This is a genomic window from Cellulophaga sp. BC115SP (genome assembly GCF_009905545.1).
Taxonomy (GTDB): Bacteria; Bacteroidota; Bacteroidia; order Cytophagales; family Spirosomataceae; genus Flectobacillus; species Flectobacillus rivi.
The window spans coordinates 1-14,480 of sequence record NZ_JAAALB010000076.1; the positions used below are offsets into that span (position 1 = coordinate 1).

Genomic DNA, 14,480 nt, shown 5'->3' on the forward strand with positions numbered 1-14,480 from the left:
TTAAATATAATATTTATTAGTATTTACTGCAAAATAAGATTAATGATGTTGATTTGTTCTGAAAATCAGTATATTGCATAATATTTTACTGAAAGTGCCAACTTTTATTTGGTTGATAAATACCTTTAAATAGTGACAAATAGGATGAGTATCATTCTGTTATATTTTATTTACTAATATAAATTGATATTTTTCGGTAATATATTACGTTATATCCAATTTTCTTGTACAAACTATGAACAACAAAAAACAAAATTACTTAGGCCCGTTGATTATCATTGGGGTATTATTTTTCGTATTTGGTTTTGTCACGTGGGTAAATGGTACCCTAATCGCTTTTTTCAAGAAAGCATTTAATCTTGACAATACAAGCTCTTTACTTGTAACCTTTGCCTTCTTTATTTCTTATACAGTCATGGCGATACCTTCGTCAGAAATTTTGAAAAAAATTGGTTTCAAAAAAGGTATGGCTGTTGGTTTGGGAGTGATGGCAATAGGTACATTAACTTTCGTTCCTGCTGCTAAAATGGCTTCTTACGTGCTTTTCTTGGTGGGCTTATTTGTAATAGGGATTGGATTGACATTATTGCAAACGGCTTCAAATCCTTATGTGACAATTTTGGGCGACCGCGAAAGCGCTGCACAACGAATAAGTATCATGGGTATTGCCAACAAGATAGCAGGTATTTTGAGTCAGAAACTTTTGGGAGGCTTGTTATTGGCAAGTAGCACTGTAAGCGTTGCTGTATCGAGCGAAACAGAATTGGATAAAGTAACAGTGCCTTATTTGATTTTGACAGGAGTGTTGATTGTACTTGCTATTTTGATTATGCTTTCAAAAGGCTTACCAGAGGTAAGTGAAGAGCAAGAGGGGGATACTTCGGAGAAAAGTGAAAAAACAAGTATTTGGGCTTTCCCGAATTTGGTTTTAGGCTTAGTAACGTTGTTTTGCTACGTAGGACTTGAAGTAATTTCAGGAGATACGATTATTAGTTACGGTATTTCACTAGGTTTTCCAGAATCGGAAGCTAAAGACTTTGGGCAATTCACTTTATGGTCTATGTTGGTAGGTTATGTATTAGGAATTGTATTAATTCCCAAATATGTTTCACAACAAACATGGTTAAAATTATCATCTTTATTAGGTATAGTGATTACACTTGTGGCATTGTTTACTACAGGATATACTTCTGTATTGAGTATTGCCTTATTAGGTTTATCGAATGCTATTATGTGGCCTGCGATTTGGCCATTAGCTATTAATGGATTGGGTAAATACACCAAACTAGGTTCGGCATTATTAGTAATGATGATTGCAGGAGGAGCTATTCTACCATTGGTATATGGTAAATTGGCAGACACAATAGGTGCACAATCAGCTTACGGACTATTGCTTCCTTTGTATTTATATATTGCTTATTATGCAACTTGGGGACATAAAAAAGCTAATTGGTAGAAAAATAGATCGAAAGTAATCAAGTATCTAGTTCGAAGCCTAGTCTTGTACTAGATGCTTGATTCGATTTCTAAACTGTTTTAAACATGAATGATTTTTAATTTAAAGAGTAATCGATTATTCTCAATTCAAAAATTCGGGATGATCTACTGTAATTTTTTTACATAGTTATTTTTTCCTAAAATAGTTACATCATCAATACATACGCCCCAGTTTGATGAGAGTATGTTTAAATTTCATAAGTCATTGAAAATGTAAAAGTATGTATTTGTTTTTCTGAAATCCTGTTGTTTGAGCCGCAGGCGAGGTGGGTCGCCACTCCGATTAGGATTTCTTGACTTTATTTTGCGGCCGCCGCTGCGGTTACTTTTCTTGTGTTAGACGGGCACGCCTAGTGGGGCACGCCTAGTGAAGAAAAGTAAGGTGTGGCGAAAGGAAATTTTGTTTTTTTTCTACAAATGCCAAAGAAAATTTTTAAACATATACTGAGTCCATTATTTAATTCTACTTCTCACTGATACACATAGCTACTAATTTCAGCTAGAACTCTTTTGTAAGCTCCATCTCATCCACTGTACGGTTGGTGATATGTTTTCTCTTCAAAATATCAACTCTCCTCAACGGTTATAAGTTTTTATACTTTTGATTTGTTGTAACTCCTACATGAGCATTGCCTAATACATACAATATAATTGCTAGCCCTAATTATATTGGTTTTGAAAGGTTGTTGAATCTCCCCAAAAACTTATCTCAAGTCTAGCTTGGGTAGCCCTATTTTGGGTGCTCATATCTTTAAATTTTTATGACGTACAAACACGTTCGTTCATTAAATCAAGGGTTTCATTGTAGTTTTCGTGTCGTTCGTTGTTGATTGCTAATAAATGAATATTAGTTGGATGCGATGGCGCATTATTTGTTAAGATTAGATGAGATCATTGATATCTTACAAATTTTGTAAGACACTGGTGACGCAAACAAGATAGTTTCGTTTCAATTTTATTGGCAATTCTATGGATTTATATCATACAGCTTATTTATAAAAATGTTACTCAACTACTATATATAATATCTTAGTCATATTCGAATATGACGAACGCGTTCGCCTAAGTAGTAATGAAAGCCTTCTATTGATAGTATCTTCATAATGTATCTATACTGCTTCATTGCTACATATTATTCAACAATAGATAAGTGGGTAAAATAAAAGTTCGTTTTACCCACTATCAGTTTTAGGTTAGAAAACTAATTATATTTTTTTTGGTGGTATGAGCATTTTCTTTATAGTTAATTGTTTAGTTAAGGCTAATAATCGCTTAAGTATTTTGCCTGTAATGTCCAGCCTAATTTTTGCCTAGAAGGAGGGATTTCAGAAGCAGGAACGCCTAAATCGGAAGGAGGAAAGAATTGAATAGGAGCTATCATGGTCAATAACGTTTGTGGCACATTTAGAAGCCGTATTACTTGTGATACAGGTATCAGCGCCCCAACCTTGTTGGTTCTTACCAAAATCAATACGTACCCTTTCATCACGACCCATTTAACTACCATCATGGCTTCAAATTTATCCACTGGTACTACGCTCACTTGGATACTGTGCAAAATTACTATTGGGGATTGTTGGGAGCTGGAACTACGACAACTAATAATGGTTACGCTCATTGAGCATTGCAGCGCAGGGAGTCCCCATTCTGTAACAACCATAAATCAATTGAATTTACCTCATAAAATAAAGTAAATAAATATGAAAACAAGATTATTTACACTTTGGATACTCTGCCTGTGGGTAAATGTAGGGGTATGGTCGCAAACGACCGTAGCTATATCGCCTGCTTGCAAAGATTGTCCAGCTACCATTACAGCTCTTAGCTGTGCGGTAGCTTCAGCGGGAACTTTACAAGAAGGAACTCCTATCGGAGTGGGTGTTACCCAAACCGTACAGGCTACGGTAAGCAAAACGGGTAACTATACGCTTACCACTACAGCCAACGGCATTACCTTTAGTGCCTCAGGGACATTTACAACCACAGGTAACCAAAACGTTACCCTGACGGCCACAGGAGTACCCATCGTAGCCGAAACCACCACATTTAACCTCAGTTATGGTACGGTAAGCTGTACGTTTACGCGGGTGGTGGGAGCATCAGGTTCTAAAATTGCTTCTTTTGGCCCTACTAATCTACGCTTTAAGCAACTCGGAATCCAGTGGGGACTCACTCTTGATGGAGATGTATATGGATGGAATGGTGCTTTGGAAGGAAAAACCCTTGGTACTCCCTCTGAAACTATCACTAAGTCAATGACTCTTACTAAGGTACAAAACCAACCTGGGAAAATCGCTAAGATTTCATGTGCGCTTCATGATCTAGGTTCTGTTGGATTTTCGGTCGTTAATGTATTTATGGTGGGCGTGGATGGACAAATCTATACCATAGAACCCCATACCGCTAATGTCCTTGGAAGTTACTATCAGAACTGGTACGTTTCGCCCGTCAATCTTACGTTGATTGGTGATGCTGGTTCGGGGGTGTTTCGTACTGGTGCCAACTACATTGGAGGGATGCAAGGTGAGCGAAAAATGGTGATTCGGAGATTTCCAGCGTCTCCTTCGGGGCAAGCATGGAAAGACATTGCTCCCCTTTCCGAACCCAATATTTTTGCTGGTAGCCAAACGTACGCTTTGTTAGGGATTGATGCAGCGGGAAGGATGTTTGCCGCAACAGCGACTCAGGGTGTTGGCGGTCATAACACCAGTTGGAAAGAACTGCCCAAACCGACGGGCTCTACTGCCGCCTTTCAGTACGTTAAGTTTGTGGATACCGACGTGAATCAACGAACAGGATTTGGGAATGCGTACTTGAGGACATTTGTGGCAGAAGGTAATGATGGAGCCTACTATGTATTTAGAAAAGATAATATTACCTCGGTAGCCCATGCAACGGCTTTCTCGGCAACTCCCTTTAAAAAAATACCTTTGCCTGCGGGGAAGGTGCTTCGTACGTATCGTTTTTATCAGGAGAGTGTTTCGCCAGAATCTAAGGGGTATTTAATTACTACGGATGGTTCGTTGTATGATTACACCTATTCTACCAATGCCATTACCGAAGTGACTAAACCGAAACCAACGACCCAATTTATTGATATTTGGGATAACGTTGCGGTGACAAACGAAGGAGTTTATGAGCGTGGTCCTACCACTGCCCCCTCACCCTCTGGCGATAACCGTCTTCCTCTATTTTCATGGAAAGTTAACATGCAGTTCTATCGAACCCCAACTCCTGCGCCTTCATTGGCGGGAAATTGGCGAGCACCACGGCCTGAGAATGATTATGGTACGCTATTTCAACAAATAGCTTATACCAATATTGGTGGCGACTGGATAGGCGGACTTTCCTACATAGAAGGGAATATGCGTACGCAGAGAAGAGCCTTAATGCTGGATGCTACGGGTAAGGCTTACTGGGTAATACGTACCGATTTTAATTATATGCATTATACTGGTGTTCATGAGCCTGGTTTTTATGACGGAGAAACGGGTATGTATGTAACTGAATTGATGAATGGGAAATATGACGACAACAACCCGTATCCCGAACCGTAAATAAAGGCGATAATGACCATAAATAAGTTATAGTAACAAAAAAATAATGGATATGAAATCTATCAAATATATTAAAGGTTGGAGTATCGGATTGCTGGTACTACTACTTCCCCTAATGAGTTGGGCTCAAACCAACGTTTCTTTAGGAGGGAGTTGCGCCAATTGCTCGGCGGTCGTCACTTCCTTTGTCAACTGTTCTTCTAACTCTTCGGGAACTCTAAACTCAGGGACGATGATTGGGGCGGGAGTTACCCAAACGATTGTAGTCAATGTGGGTAAGGTAGGAACCTATGACTTTTCTACCACAGCAAACGGAGTCTCTTTTAAAGCTAAGGGGTCGTTTACGGGTATAGGTTCTCAGAGTATTGTACTGACAGCCTCGGGCAAACCTATCAATGCAGAGGTAACGACCTTTACTTTAACAAGTGGAACGCAGAGCTGTACATTTCAACGAACGGTAGATGCCTCTGCGCCTCAAATTGCGGCAGTGTGCCCCACCAACCTTCGATTTAAGCAAATAAGTATTCAATGGGGACTTACACTCGACGGAGATGTTTATGGTTGGAATGGCGTGTTAGAAGGGCTACCACGTCAAAATGATTATGAGTCGAATTCAAAGACTCTCACCTTTACGAAACTACAAAACCAACCAGGCAAAATAAGCAAGTTGATGACATGTAGAAGTAATAAGAATCAAGGGGGATCGTCTCTGAATGAAGTAGAATATAAAGCTTTTTTGTTGGGCAAAAACGGAAATATCTACGCAATAGAACGCCAAAATGATGTAAGTGGCGGTTCGGGTAGCAGTCCGATATATTATTCCTCCCCTACGAATCTTACGTTTGTAGGGAATGCAGGATCCGGTAACCTTAGGTCAAACAGTATTGACATGACTACCTTTTATGTGACTGATAGTCGTTTAGTGATTCGTCAGTTTCCTGCCTCGCCTTCGGGTAGTAAGTGGAAAGATATTGAGCCAATCACTGATATAGGAGGATATGGGGTAATGGCGCTTGATAGTGCGGGGCGTTTATATGCGTGTACTTGGTTGGGTACGTCATCTACGGCTTATACTACTTCGTGGAAACAAATTCCTAATCCTACGGGGGCGGTAGCTGGTTTTCTGTATTCAAAAATGATAGAGCACAATCCCATGGGTCTTTATTCGCATGGGATGACTGTAAATACAAACTCTGGTAGTAGCCCCACTGATAGAGCTGTGCTGTTGGAAGGGAGTGATGGTGATACCTATGCTTTCAGTGTTTACAGTCTAAACTTGGTTGGCAATACTACGGCCTTTAGTAACACCTTAGCAAAAAAAATTCCTCTACCTGCAGGTAAAAAGGTGAAAAAATATTGGAACGTAAACGTTCATTGGTCTAGCGGAACTACCAGGTCAAAATTCTTTATTGACCTATTGACAACCGATGGTACTCTATACACCTACGACTACCTGCTCAATACGGTGGTGGAGGTAACCAAACCCCAAAGTAGTACGACCATCATTGATTATGTTCCTATAACTCAATACGCATCGGATTGGTCGTCAGGGCCTCCACGCTTCGACCCGCAGTCAGGCAAAGGGATGATTTTGACGAATGAAGGAGTCTATGAAAATGGGAATAATCCTTTCTTTACTTGGAAAGCCAACCAGCAAGTTTCTACCACCCTCTCGGGCGATGCGGGTTTACAAGGAGGATGGCGTCGGTCTCGCCCCGAATATGATTTTAAAACACTCTTTCAGCAAGTCGCCTACTTGAATCCAGATGGGAGTTTTTACATACAAGCTGATCATGATGCTACTTATACTGGAAACGCTGCAAGAAGAATTAAACGGGCTTTGACCTTGGATGCTTCGGGCAAAGTTTATATGGTAACCCGAATTGATGGAAAAGGGTCATACATATTTAGTACTGGAGTAACCTTAGGTAGCATAGATGGCATGAGAGAAACAGGGGTGTTTGTAAACGAACTTATGAGCGGACAATGTGATGACAATAATCCTTATCCAGAAAACTAAACAGTGATAATCATGAACAGAAAACTATACATATTAATAATAGGCCTTCTAATGAGCTTTGCTTCGTTAGGGCAGCAGTTTTCGGGTAGTGGGCCTGTGAGGTTATCTCTGCCAACGGCAGCAACGAGTATCAAATGGTATAAAGATGGGGTGTTGGTAGTAGATTCTATCGCTACCACATTCAGAGCCAATGTGGTAGGTACTTATAATGCTACTTACATAGAAGACCCCGTAAGTTGTGCCGTTGTCGAGTCAGACTATTTTGTTTTGGTAAATGGAGGAGGCTCCGTGACCCTCGATGGTCAAGTAAACAATGGTGGTGGTACAGGCTATCAGTGGGCGAATGGTGGTGTAAATATTCCTGGAGCAAATAATGCCAGCTATACCACCAGTACAGGAGGGCTGTTTACTTTAAAATATAACAACGGTACCTGTGATCTTAGCACTACCCCATATTATGTTTTTGTGTTATGTAATGCAGGCACAGAGGCTCCAACGCTATCACTGACTACAACTACCAATATGTGCCCTGCTACTACCATTGACCTGAGTACGATTACGGCTAGTAATTTACCCTCAGGTACGGTAATAACGTGGCACTCGGGTACTCCAGCCACGACAGCCAATAAGTTGAGCAGTGTGACAGCCTTGCTTGCAGGGACTTATTACGCCGCTTTTTATGATGCGTCTGGCGATTGTTACAGCCCAACCAGTGGCCTAACGGGTACAGTCATTGATTGCTGTAAAGCAGGAAGTGTAGCCCCAGTGCCACGCTATTAGAGAAAATAAACGTCTAATAATAATTTTACGATGAACAATATCTATACAATGCTGAATATACTGAAGGGTCGGAGTGTGATTCGAACCCTTTCGATAGTGCTGTTTGTATTGATGGGTTTTACGACTCGTGCACTGCTAAATCTGGCTATTCAGGGGTTTGCAGGTGGCATTATACCTACTTTGTCAGTTTCTCCTAAACCCAAAGTAGCTTCACCCGTGATGGCTTCATCTACCACTGTCAATAAATTGAATCGGATGCTTGTACTTGCTGATTTTGACGGAGATGGGGTTTCTGATGAAGTAGATATTGATGATGATAACGATGGCATACCTGACGAAACAGAAAGGTATTGTGACCAACCACTGGTAGCTAATTCGGTGTCGGGTAATGGTACGAAGCAGGATAAGTTTTATTTTTTCAACTGGACAGATGCCGTATTTACTGATGGCATACACAACAAGGATTCACAAACATTTGTTTTGCCCGATGGAGTAACAGTTACTGCTACTTTTTCAAATATTGTAAAAGTGGGAGGAGAATATAGACCTACCGACATGAATACATGGTCTGGGTCGTATTCTCACCAGATGTACAACACCGCTGGAAACAAAGAGGCATTTCAAGGAGCGGACGGTGCGGATATCAAAGGGCGATTAACTTTTACGGCAACCAAAAACGGAAATCCTTGGCCACTTGATATCGTAGTAACCGATGCCGAAGCTAGTGCCCCACCTCTTGAATATGTTAGATTCATCACCGTAAACGGAGAGCCATTTAGAATTTCTGATTTTCGGGGAACCCCGACCATTACTGGTCAAAATACGGATACCCTTACGTATGTTGCCACCACAAGTGGGAATAATTTTTCGTACACCCGCAATGCCACTATTGTCGATTTTGATGTAACAGGGGGAGGGGTGTCCGCTTTTGCTTTTGGGTTGTATTTGGTATGCGATACGGATGGAGACGGTATTACGAATGATTTAGATTTAGACTCTGATAATGATGGGTGCTCAGATGCTTTTGAGGCAGGAGCTACGTCAGACAAAATGACCAATTTTCAATTTACCACAGCCGTAGGAGCTAATGGCCTGCCCGATGTGGTAGAAACAGCGGTGGATAATGGAACTATAAATTATGTTTCCTCCTACAATCAGTATGCCATTGTTAGTACTTTGAAAATATGTACATGTAGTACTGTGCCCCCAACTCTATCTGTTACGGCTATATCTAACATTTGTCCAGTCACAACAATAGACTTGAGTACAGTAACAGTATTAAATACACAAACGGACAATGTTTTAACTTGGCACTCGGGTACACCTGTCACAACAGCCAACAAATTGAGTAGCATAACGGCACTAGCTGGAGGGACTTATTATGCGGCTTTTTACGCGGCAGGAGGTAATTGTTATAGCCCAACAAGTGGAGTAACGGCTGTGATTAGCGATTGCTGTAACTCAGGAAGTGTAGCACCAGTGCCACGCCAATAAATAGTCTATTTTTTAATATCATCAGCTTTAATCACTTTACTAATTTTTTTATGAATAATATCTACCCAATACCGAATTTACTGTATGGTCGGTGGTTTATCCGAACCTTTACTATGGTTATTTCAATATTAATCCTTGAGCTAGCCGAAGTGGCTTTATGTAGTTTTAATGGTGCTAAGTTGATTGAGAAATATACAGTTCCTTGTAAAAGTAGTTACAATGATTTCAAAATAATTTCATGAAAATATGAAAATTAGTCTCCAAAATTTTAAAAAATGTACTCAGCTACTAGTTCGCGCCATACTGGTGCTATTGGTTTTATTGAGTACAATGCCAAGTAGCCAGGCACAAAATAGCATGGTGGGCGATGGCTTTGGCGGTAACGCTGGTTATACGCCTGTAAATTATACAGTAGGCTCTTATTCTGGCTATACAACCTGTAATGGTGTGCTCAAGGGTTGGGGTGCCAACCAGTATTGGCAGTTGGGCAATGGTAATACTTATGGGAATGGTACCATTACTCCTGTAGATATTCTTAGCAATGTAAAGTATTATTCGACAGGTTATATCATGGGTGCTATCAAAAATGATAATACTCTGTGGGCTTGGGGACGCGCACCTTATAGCATACCAGGCGGAACTTCTTATATGGTAGCAGGAGCAACCCCTACTCAGTATGCAACTGATGTAAAGTTTGTAGATGCAGGGGCCGTCCATTTAGCTTATGTAAAAAATGATGGTACAGCTTGGGTTTTAGGTAACGATGGCGTTTACCAAACTGCAACTTCAAGTGCTACGCCTCATCAAGTTACGGGTATAAATAACTGTGTGAGAGTGGCTGCTGGAGGATATAGCCTATATGCATACACGGTTTTTTTATTGAGCGATGGTACAGTTAAATATATCGCTGGTGATACCACCGGTGGATTCTCCGTTCTTTCGCCTACTTCAACACCAACATTAATTCCCTCTCTTACCAATGTCGTTGATATTAAAGCAAATAACTATGTTTTCTATGCCCTTAAGTCAGATGGTACCGTTTGGGGTATGGGTACGCCCTCTCTTAATGTAGGAGACGGCCTAGGTGATGGCACTAGGAATCCCTCTCCTAGTGTGCCTGTAAAAGCACTTATCCCGCCTGGGGTAAGCATCAAAGCTATTTCAGCTTGCAACGATGGTTATACCCTTTTAGCTCTTTCCACAACAGGAGATGTTTATGCTTGGGGCGGAATAGTAGGATCAGCGGGCACAGGAATGACAACCCCTGCCTTAACTCCTGTTTTAGTTGCCTCTAATGTAAAAGACATTATGGCAGGTGAATCATTTTCTTATATATATAAAAACGATGGGACACTTTGGGCTACGGGAGCGGGATCATCTGGGTATGGTAGCATTTGGATGAATCGAACAAATATAACACGTTATACTTTTACCCAAGTAGATCCAGGTGTTAGTCCTATGAACCTATGTGCAATACAGCCAGCAGGTACGTCTTGCCTAGCAGGTGTTACGGTTCCTGCACTCTCGGATACCACTAAAGAAAATATATGTCCTGCTATAACTGTAGACTTAAGTGGAATCACGGTGAGCAATACTCCTGTGGGTACTACACTTACTTGGCATAGCGCAACTCCGATTAGTGCGGCTAATCAGTTAAGTAATGTAACGGCATTGCCGGCAGGTAGTTATTATGCTTCATTTTATGATGCTACAAATAACTGTTATGGACCAGCAAAAAAAGTAATTGCAACAGTGGAGACCCGCTGCTTAGATAGCGATGGTGATGGAATAAAAGATTTTAAAGATTTAGACAATGACAATGATGGTATTTTAGATGATATAGAAAAGGGCTGTATATTTCCTGCTTACTCTTCTGTTACTTTGAGTACCAGTTTATTGAACTACTCCCCTCTTAGTGACCTTTTAACAGGAAATAATCCTGTTACTTTCGAGTATGACAATGCTGTTGGGGCTACTATTCTTGAACTTAGCTTTCCGTTGCCCACCAAACTAACTGATATTAACATATCAGGTTTAGATTTGATTTTAACAGATAATAATAATGTCACAGGACTAGGGCAGTATGTAGTGCAAGGCTGGAATGGCACATCTTATGTTAGTATATCAGATACACTATTCTCTTCACAGGCTATTGATATATCAAGTAATATAGCTTACTATACCAAATATAGAATTCGTGGTGTAAGTGGGGGTATTAGCCTAGACTATGGAGGTCTTTCACAGCTCACTTATGTGGGTAATACGGGTTGTACAGAGTTTGATACGGATAACGATGGTATTGTGAATCGTCTTGATTTAGATTCAGATGGTGACGGTTGCCCAGACGCTATTGAAGGAGCAGGTACATTTAAATCGAGTAATTTATTTACTTCTACGATGCCTGGTGGTAATAGTGGCACTAGCTATACAGGTACAGTATCATTTCCTGTAACGCAAAACCTTGGCAATACAGTTGATGCGAATGGTGTACCAACCATTGCTACCGCAAGTGGACAAGGAATAGGGACGAGTCAAGATAAAACGCAACAAGATGCATTTTGCTGTAGTACCATAGCTCCAATTTTATCAGCTACAACTAAATCTAACACTTGTCCAGCAACTACGGTAGATTTGAGCACGATAACGGCTTCAAATACCCCAGCAAATGCTATCTTAACTTGGCACTCAGGTACACCCGCCACTACTGCTAATAAATTGAATAGTGTAACTGCATTAACTGCAGGGACTTATTATGCGTCTTTTTATACAGCATCAAATGACTGTTATGGTCCGACAAGTGAAGTAACCCTTGTTGTTAATAATTGTGTGTCTATTGTTGCTAATCCAAATACGGCTACCACTACTGCTAATTCGGCGGTGAGTATCCCTGTATTAGCTAATGATACTAACAGTGGTGTACCAGCAACCTTGACAAACGTGGGTTTACCAACGGTAAGTACAAATCCTGCGCATGGCACAACGAGTATAAATGCGGATGGAAGTATTACTTATACGCCTACTTCTGGTTATGTAGGAACAGATACGTTTATTTATACGCTATGTGATAAAACTCAGACGAGTGTTTGTGATACAGCTTTAGTGACGATTTCGGTAGGTTGCCCTGTTTTATCAATTCCAACGGGAGCTGTTGCCAGTGCAGCTAGTATTTGCATTGGCGGAAGCTCAACGTTGTCGGCTAATGCGTGCAGCGGTGGTACTCTAACATGGTACAGCGATATGGCACTAACGAGTGTGTTATCATCGACGAGTGTTAGTCCGAGTGCAACCACTACATATTATGCAGCTTGTGTGAGTGGTACATGTAAAAGCCCCGCTTCTTTAGTGACGGTTACTGTTAATTCGTTACCATCAGCTCCTGTACCAACTTCTTTAACGAAGAACAATGTATGCCCTTCAACGACGGCTACATTAATAAGCTTACAACCTGCCGCAGTAGCTGGTATTACGTATGAATGGCATACGGCAGCCATCAACCCTGTTGCGGGTACTTTGGTAAGTAATGCCAGCAGCGTCGGAGCAGGGACGTATTATTTATATGCCAAGAGTAGTACAGGTTGTTACAGTGTAGCAAGTAGCGCGGTGACGGTTACTATCAATGCGTGTATTTTGGCCAATCCTAACGTGGTAAATACGCTTCAAAATACAGCTGTGAGTATTCCTGTTTTAGGCAATGACACCCGCAACGGAGTAGCGGCTACGCTGACGAATGTAAGTTTACCAACGGTAAGTACTAATCCTGCGCATGGATCAACAAGTGTCAATGCTGATGGAAGTATTACTTATACACCTACTTCTGGATATTTGGGTACTGATACATTTATCTATACTTTATGTGATAAAACACAAACGAGTGTATGTGATACAGCCTTGGTGACTGTAACTGTTGCTCAAGAGGTAATATACACCTTTACAAACGTTTGTCCTTCTACTACGGTTGATTTGACAAACCATACCCCACTTACCATACCTGCGGGAGTGACAGCTACATTTCATAGTGGAACTCCTGCTACAGTTGCCAACAAATTGACAAATTTGTCGGTTGGAGCAGGTAAATATTATATGGCATTTGAAGATAATAAGGGAACACTTACAACTACTGATGATTGTTATAGTCCTACAGCATCTCTAAATATTGTTATTAATGAATGTGTAGAGGCTAATTATGACGTTGCAACAACACTCCTAAATACGGCAGTGAGTATTCCTGTATTAGCTAATGATAGCAATAGTGGCGCTGCTGCTACGTTGACAAATGTAGGATTACCAACGGTAAGTACTAATCCTGCGCATGGATCAACAAGCGTCAATACTGATGGAAGTATTAGTTATACACCAACAGCAGGTTATGTGGGAACAGATTCTTTTATTTATACCTTATGTGCTAAAAATCAGACAAGTGCCTGCGATACGGCTTTGGTGATGGTATCAATAGGTTGTCCTGTGTTATCGAGCCCTACAGGGGCAGTAGCGAGTGCCTCTAATATTTGTACAGGAGGTAGTTCAACGCTATCAGCTGCTTGTAGCAGTGGGATTTTAACATGGTACAGCGATGCAACCTTGACAAGTGTGTTATCTTCAACGCTTGTAACTCCAACGACAACGACTACGTATTATGGTGCTTGTGTGAATAGCGTTTGTCAAAGTCCAGCGAGTAGTGTTACAGTAACAGTGACAGCAACGCCGTTGGCACCAACTGATGCTTCAGCTAGTCCAAGTGCGATTTGTTCAGGTTCAAGTAGTGTGTTAAGTGCTACTTGTGCTACGGGTACTTTATCATGGTACACCGATTCAGGTTTGACAGGGACAGCATTAGCAAGTTCTACAGTAAGTCCAACGACAACGACTACGTATTATGGTGCTTGTGTGAATGGTATTTGTAAAAGTCCAGCAAGTAGTGTTACAGTAACAGTGACAGCAACGCCGTTGGCACCAACTGGTGCTTCAGCTAGTCCAAGTGCGATTTGTTCAGGTTCGAGTAGTATGTTAAGTGCTACTTGTGCTACGGGTACTCTATCATGGTACACCGATTCAGGTTTGACAGGGACAGCATTAGCAAGTTCTACAGTAAGTCCAACGACAACGACTACGTATTATGGTGCTTGTGTGAATGG

General features: G+C 41.0%; 7 protein-coding genes. 6 read left to right on the forward strand and 1 reads right to left on the reverse strand.

Annotated elements, in window-relative coordinates; translation table 11 throughout:
• Window positions 1-235: 235 nt before the first annotated feature.
• Window positions 236-1,456 carry a sugar MFS transporter gene (locus tag GVN22_RS25705; protein ID WP_166553876.1) on the forward strand — a complete coding sequence of 407 codons (1,221 nt, stop codon included), beginning with the start codon at window positions 236-238 and terminating at the stop codon, window positions 1,454-1,456.
• Between the two features lie 1,302 nt (window positions 1,457-2,758).
• Here GVN22_RS25705 and GVN22_RS25710 read toward each other — a convergent pair.
• Window positions 2,759-3,157 (reverse strand): hypothetical protein, encoded by a 399-nt coding sequence (locus tag GVN22_RS25710; protein WP_166553877.1) that lies wholly within the window; start codon window positions 3,155-3,157, stop codon window positions 2,759-2,761.
• A 40-nt stretch (window positions 3,158-3,197) separates the two neighbouring features.
• Here GVN22_RS25710 and GVN22_RS25715 point away from each other — a divergent pair, with 40 nt between their 5' ends.
• The 5 genes from GVN22_RS25715 to GVN22_RS25735 form a co-directional block, all read left to right on the forward strand.
• Window positions 3,198-5,054, forward strand: coding sequence for a hypothetical protein (locus GVN22_RS25715; protein WP_166553878.1), 1,857 nt, complete (start codon window positions 3,198-3,200; stop codon window positions 5,052-5,054).
• Window positions 5,055-5,106: 52 nt separating this feature from the next.
• On the forward strand, window positions 5,107-7,074 hold the full coding sequence (locus tag GVN22_RS25720) for an SMP-30/gluconolactonase/LRE family protein (RefSeq protein WP_166553879.1): 1,968 nt from the start codon (window positions 5,107-5,109) through the stop codon (window positions 7,072-7,074).
• A 12-nt stretch (window positions 7,075-7,086) separates the two neighbouring features.
• Window positions 7,087-7,854, forward strand: coding sequence for a hypothetical protein (locus GVN22_RS25725; RefSeq protein WP_166553880.1), 768 nt, complete (start codon window positions 7,087-7,089; stop codon window positions 7,852-7,854).
• 48 nt (window positions 7,855-7,902) lie between these two features.
• Window positions 7,903-9,348 (forward strand): CshA/CshB family fibrillar adhesin-related protein, encoded by a 1,446-nt coding sequence (locus tag GVN22_RS25730; protein WP_166553881.1) that lies wholly within the window; start codon window positions 7,903-7,905, stop codon window positions 9,346-9,348.
• Window positions 9,349-9,594: 246 nt separating this feature from the next.
• Window positions 9,595-14,480 (forward strand): Ig-like domain-containing protein (locus GVN22_RS25735; RefSeq protein WP_166553882.1); only part of this gene is annotated, 4,886 nt, incomplete at its 3' end.

Coding starts and splice junctions, on each gene's coding strand:
- GVN22_RS25715 (WP_166553878.1), top strand. CDS start 3,198: ATGAAAACAAGATTATTTACACTTTGGATACTCTGCCTGTGGGTAAAT.
- GVN22_RS25725 (WP_166553880.1), top strand. CDS start 7,087: ATGAACAGAAAACTATACATATTAATAATAGGCCTTCTAATGAGCTTT.
- GVN22_RS25730 (WP_166553881.1), top strand. CDS start 7,903: ATGCTGAATATACTGAAGGGTCGGAGTGTGATTCGAACCCTTTCGATA.
- GVN22_RS25720 (WP_166553879.1), top strand. CDS start 5,107: ATGAAATCTATCAAATATATTAAAGGTTGGAGTATCGGATTGCTGGTA.
- GVN22_RS25710 (WP_166553877.1), bottom strand. CDS start 3,157: ATGGTTGTTACAGAATGGGGACTCCCTGCGCTGCAATGCTCAATGAGC.
- GVN22_RS25705 (WP_166553876.1), top strand. CDS start 236: ATGAACAACAAAAAACAAAATTACTTAGGCCCGTTGATTATCATTGGG.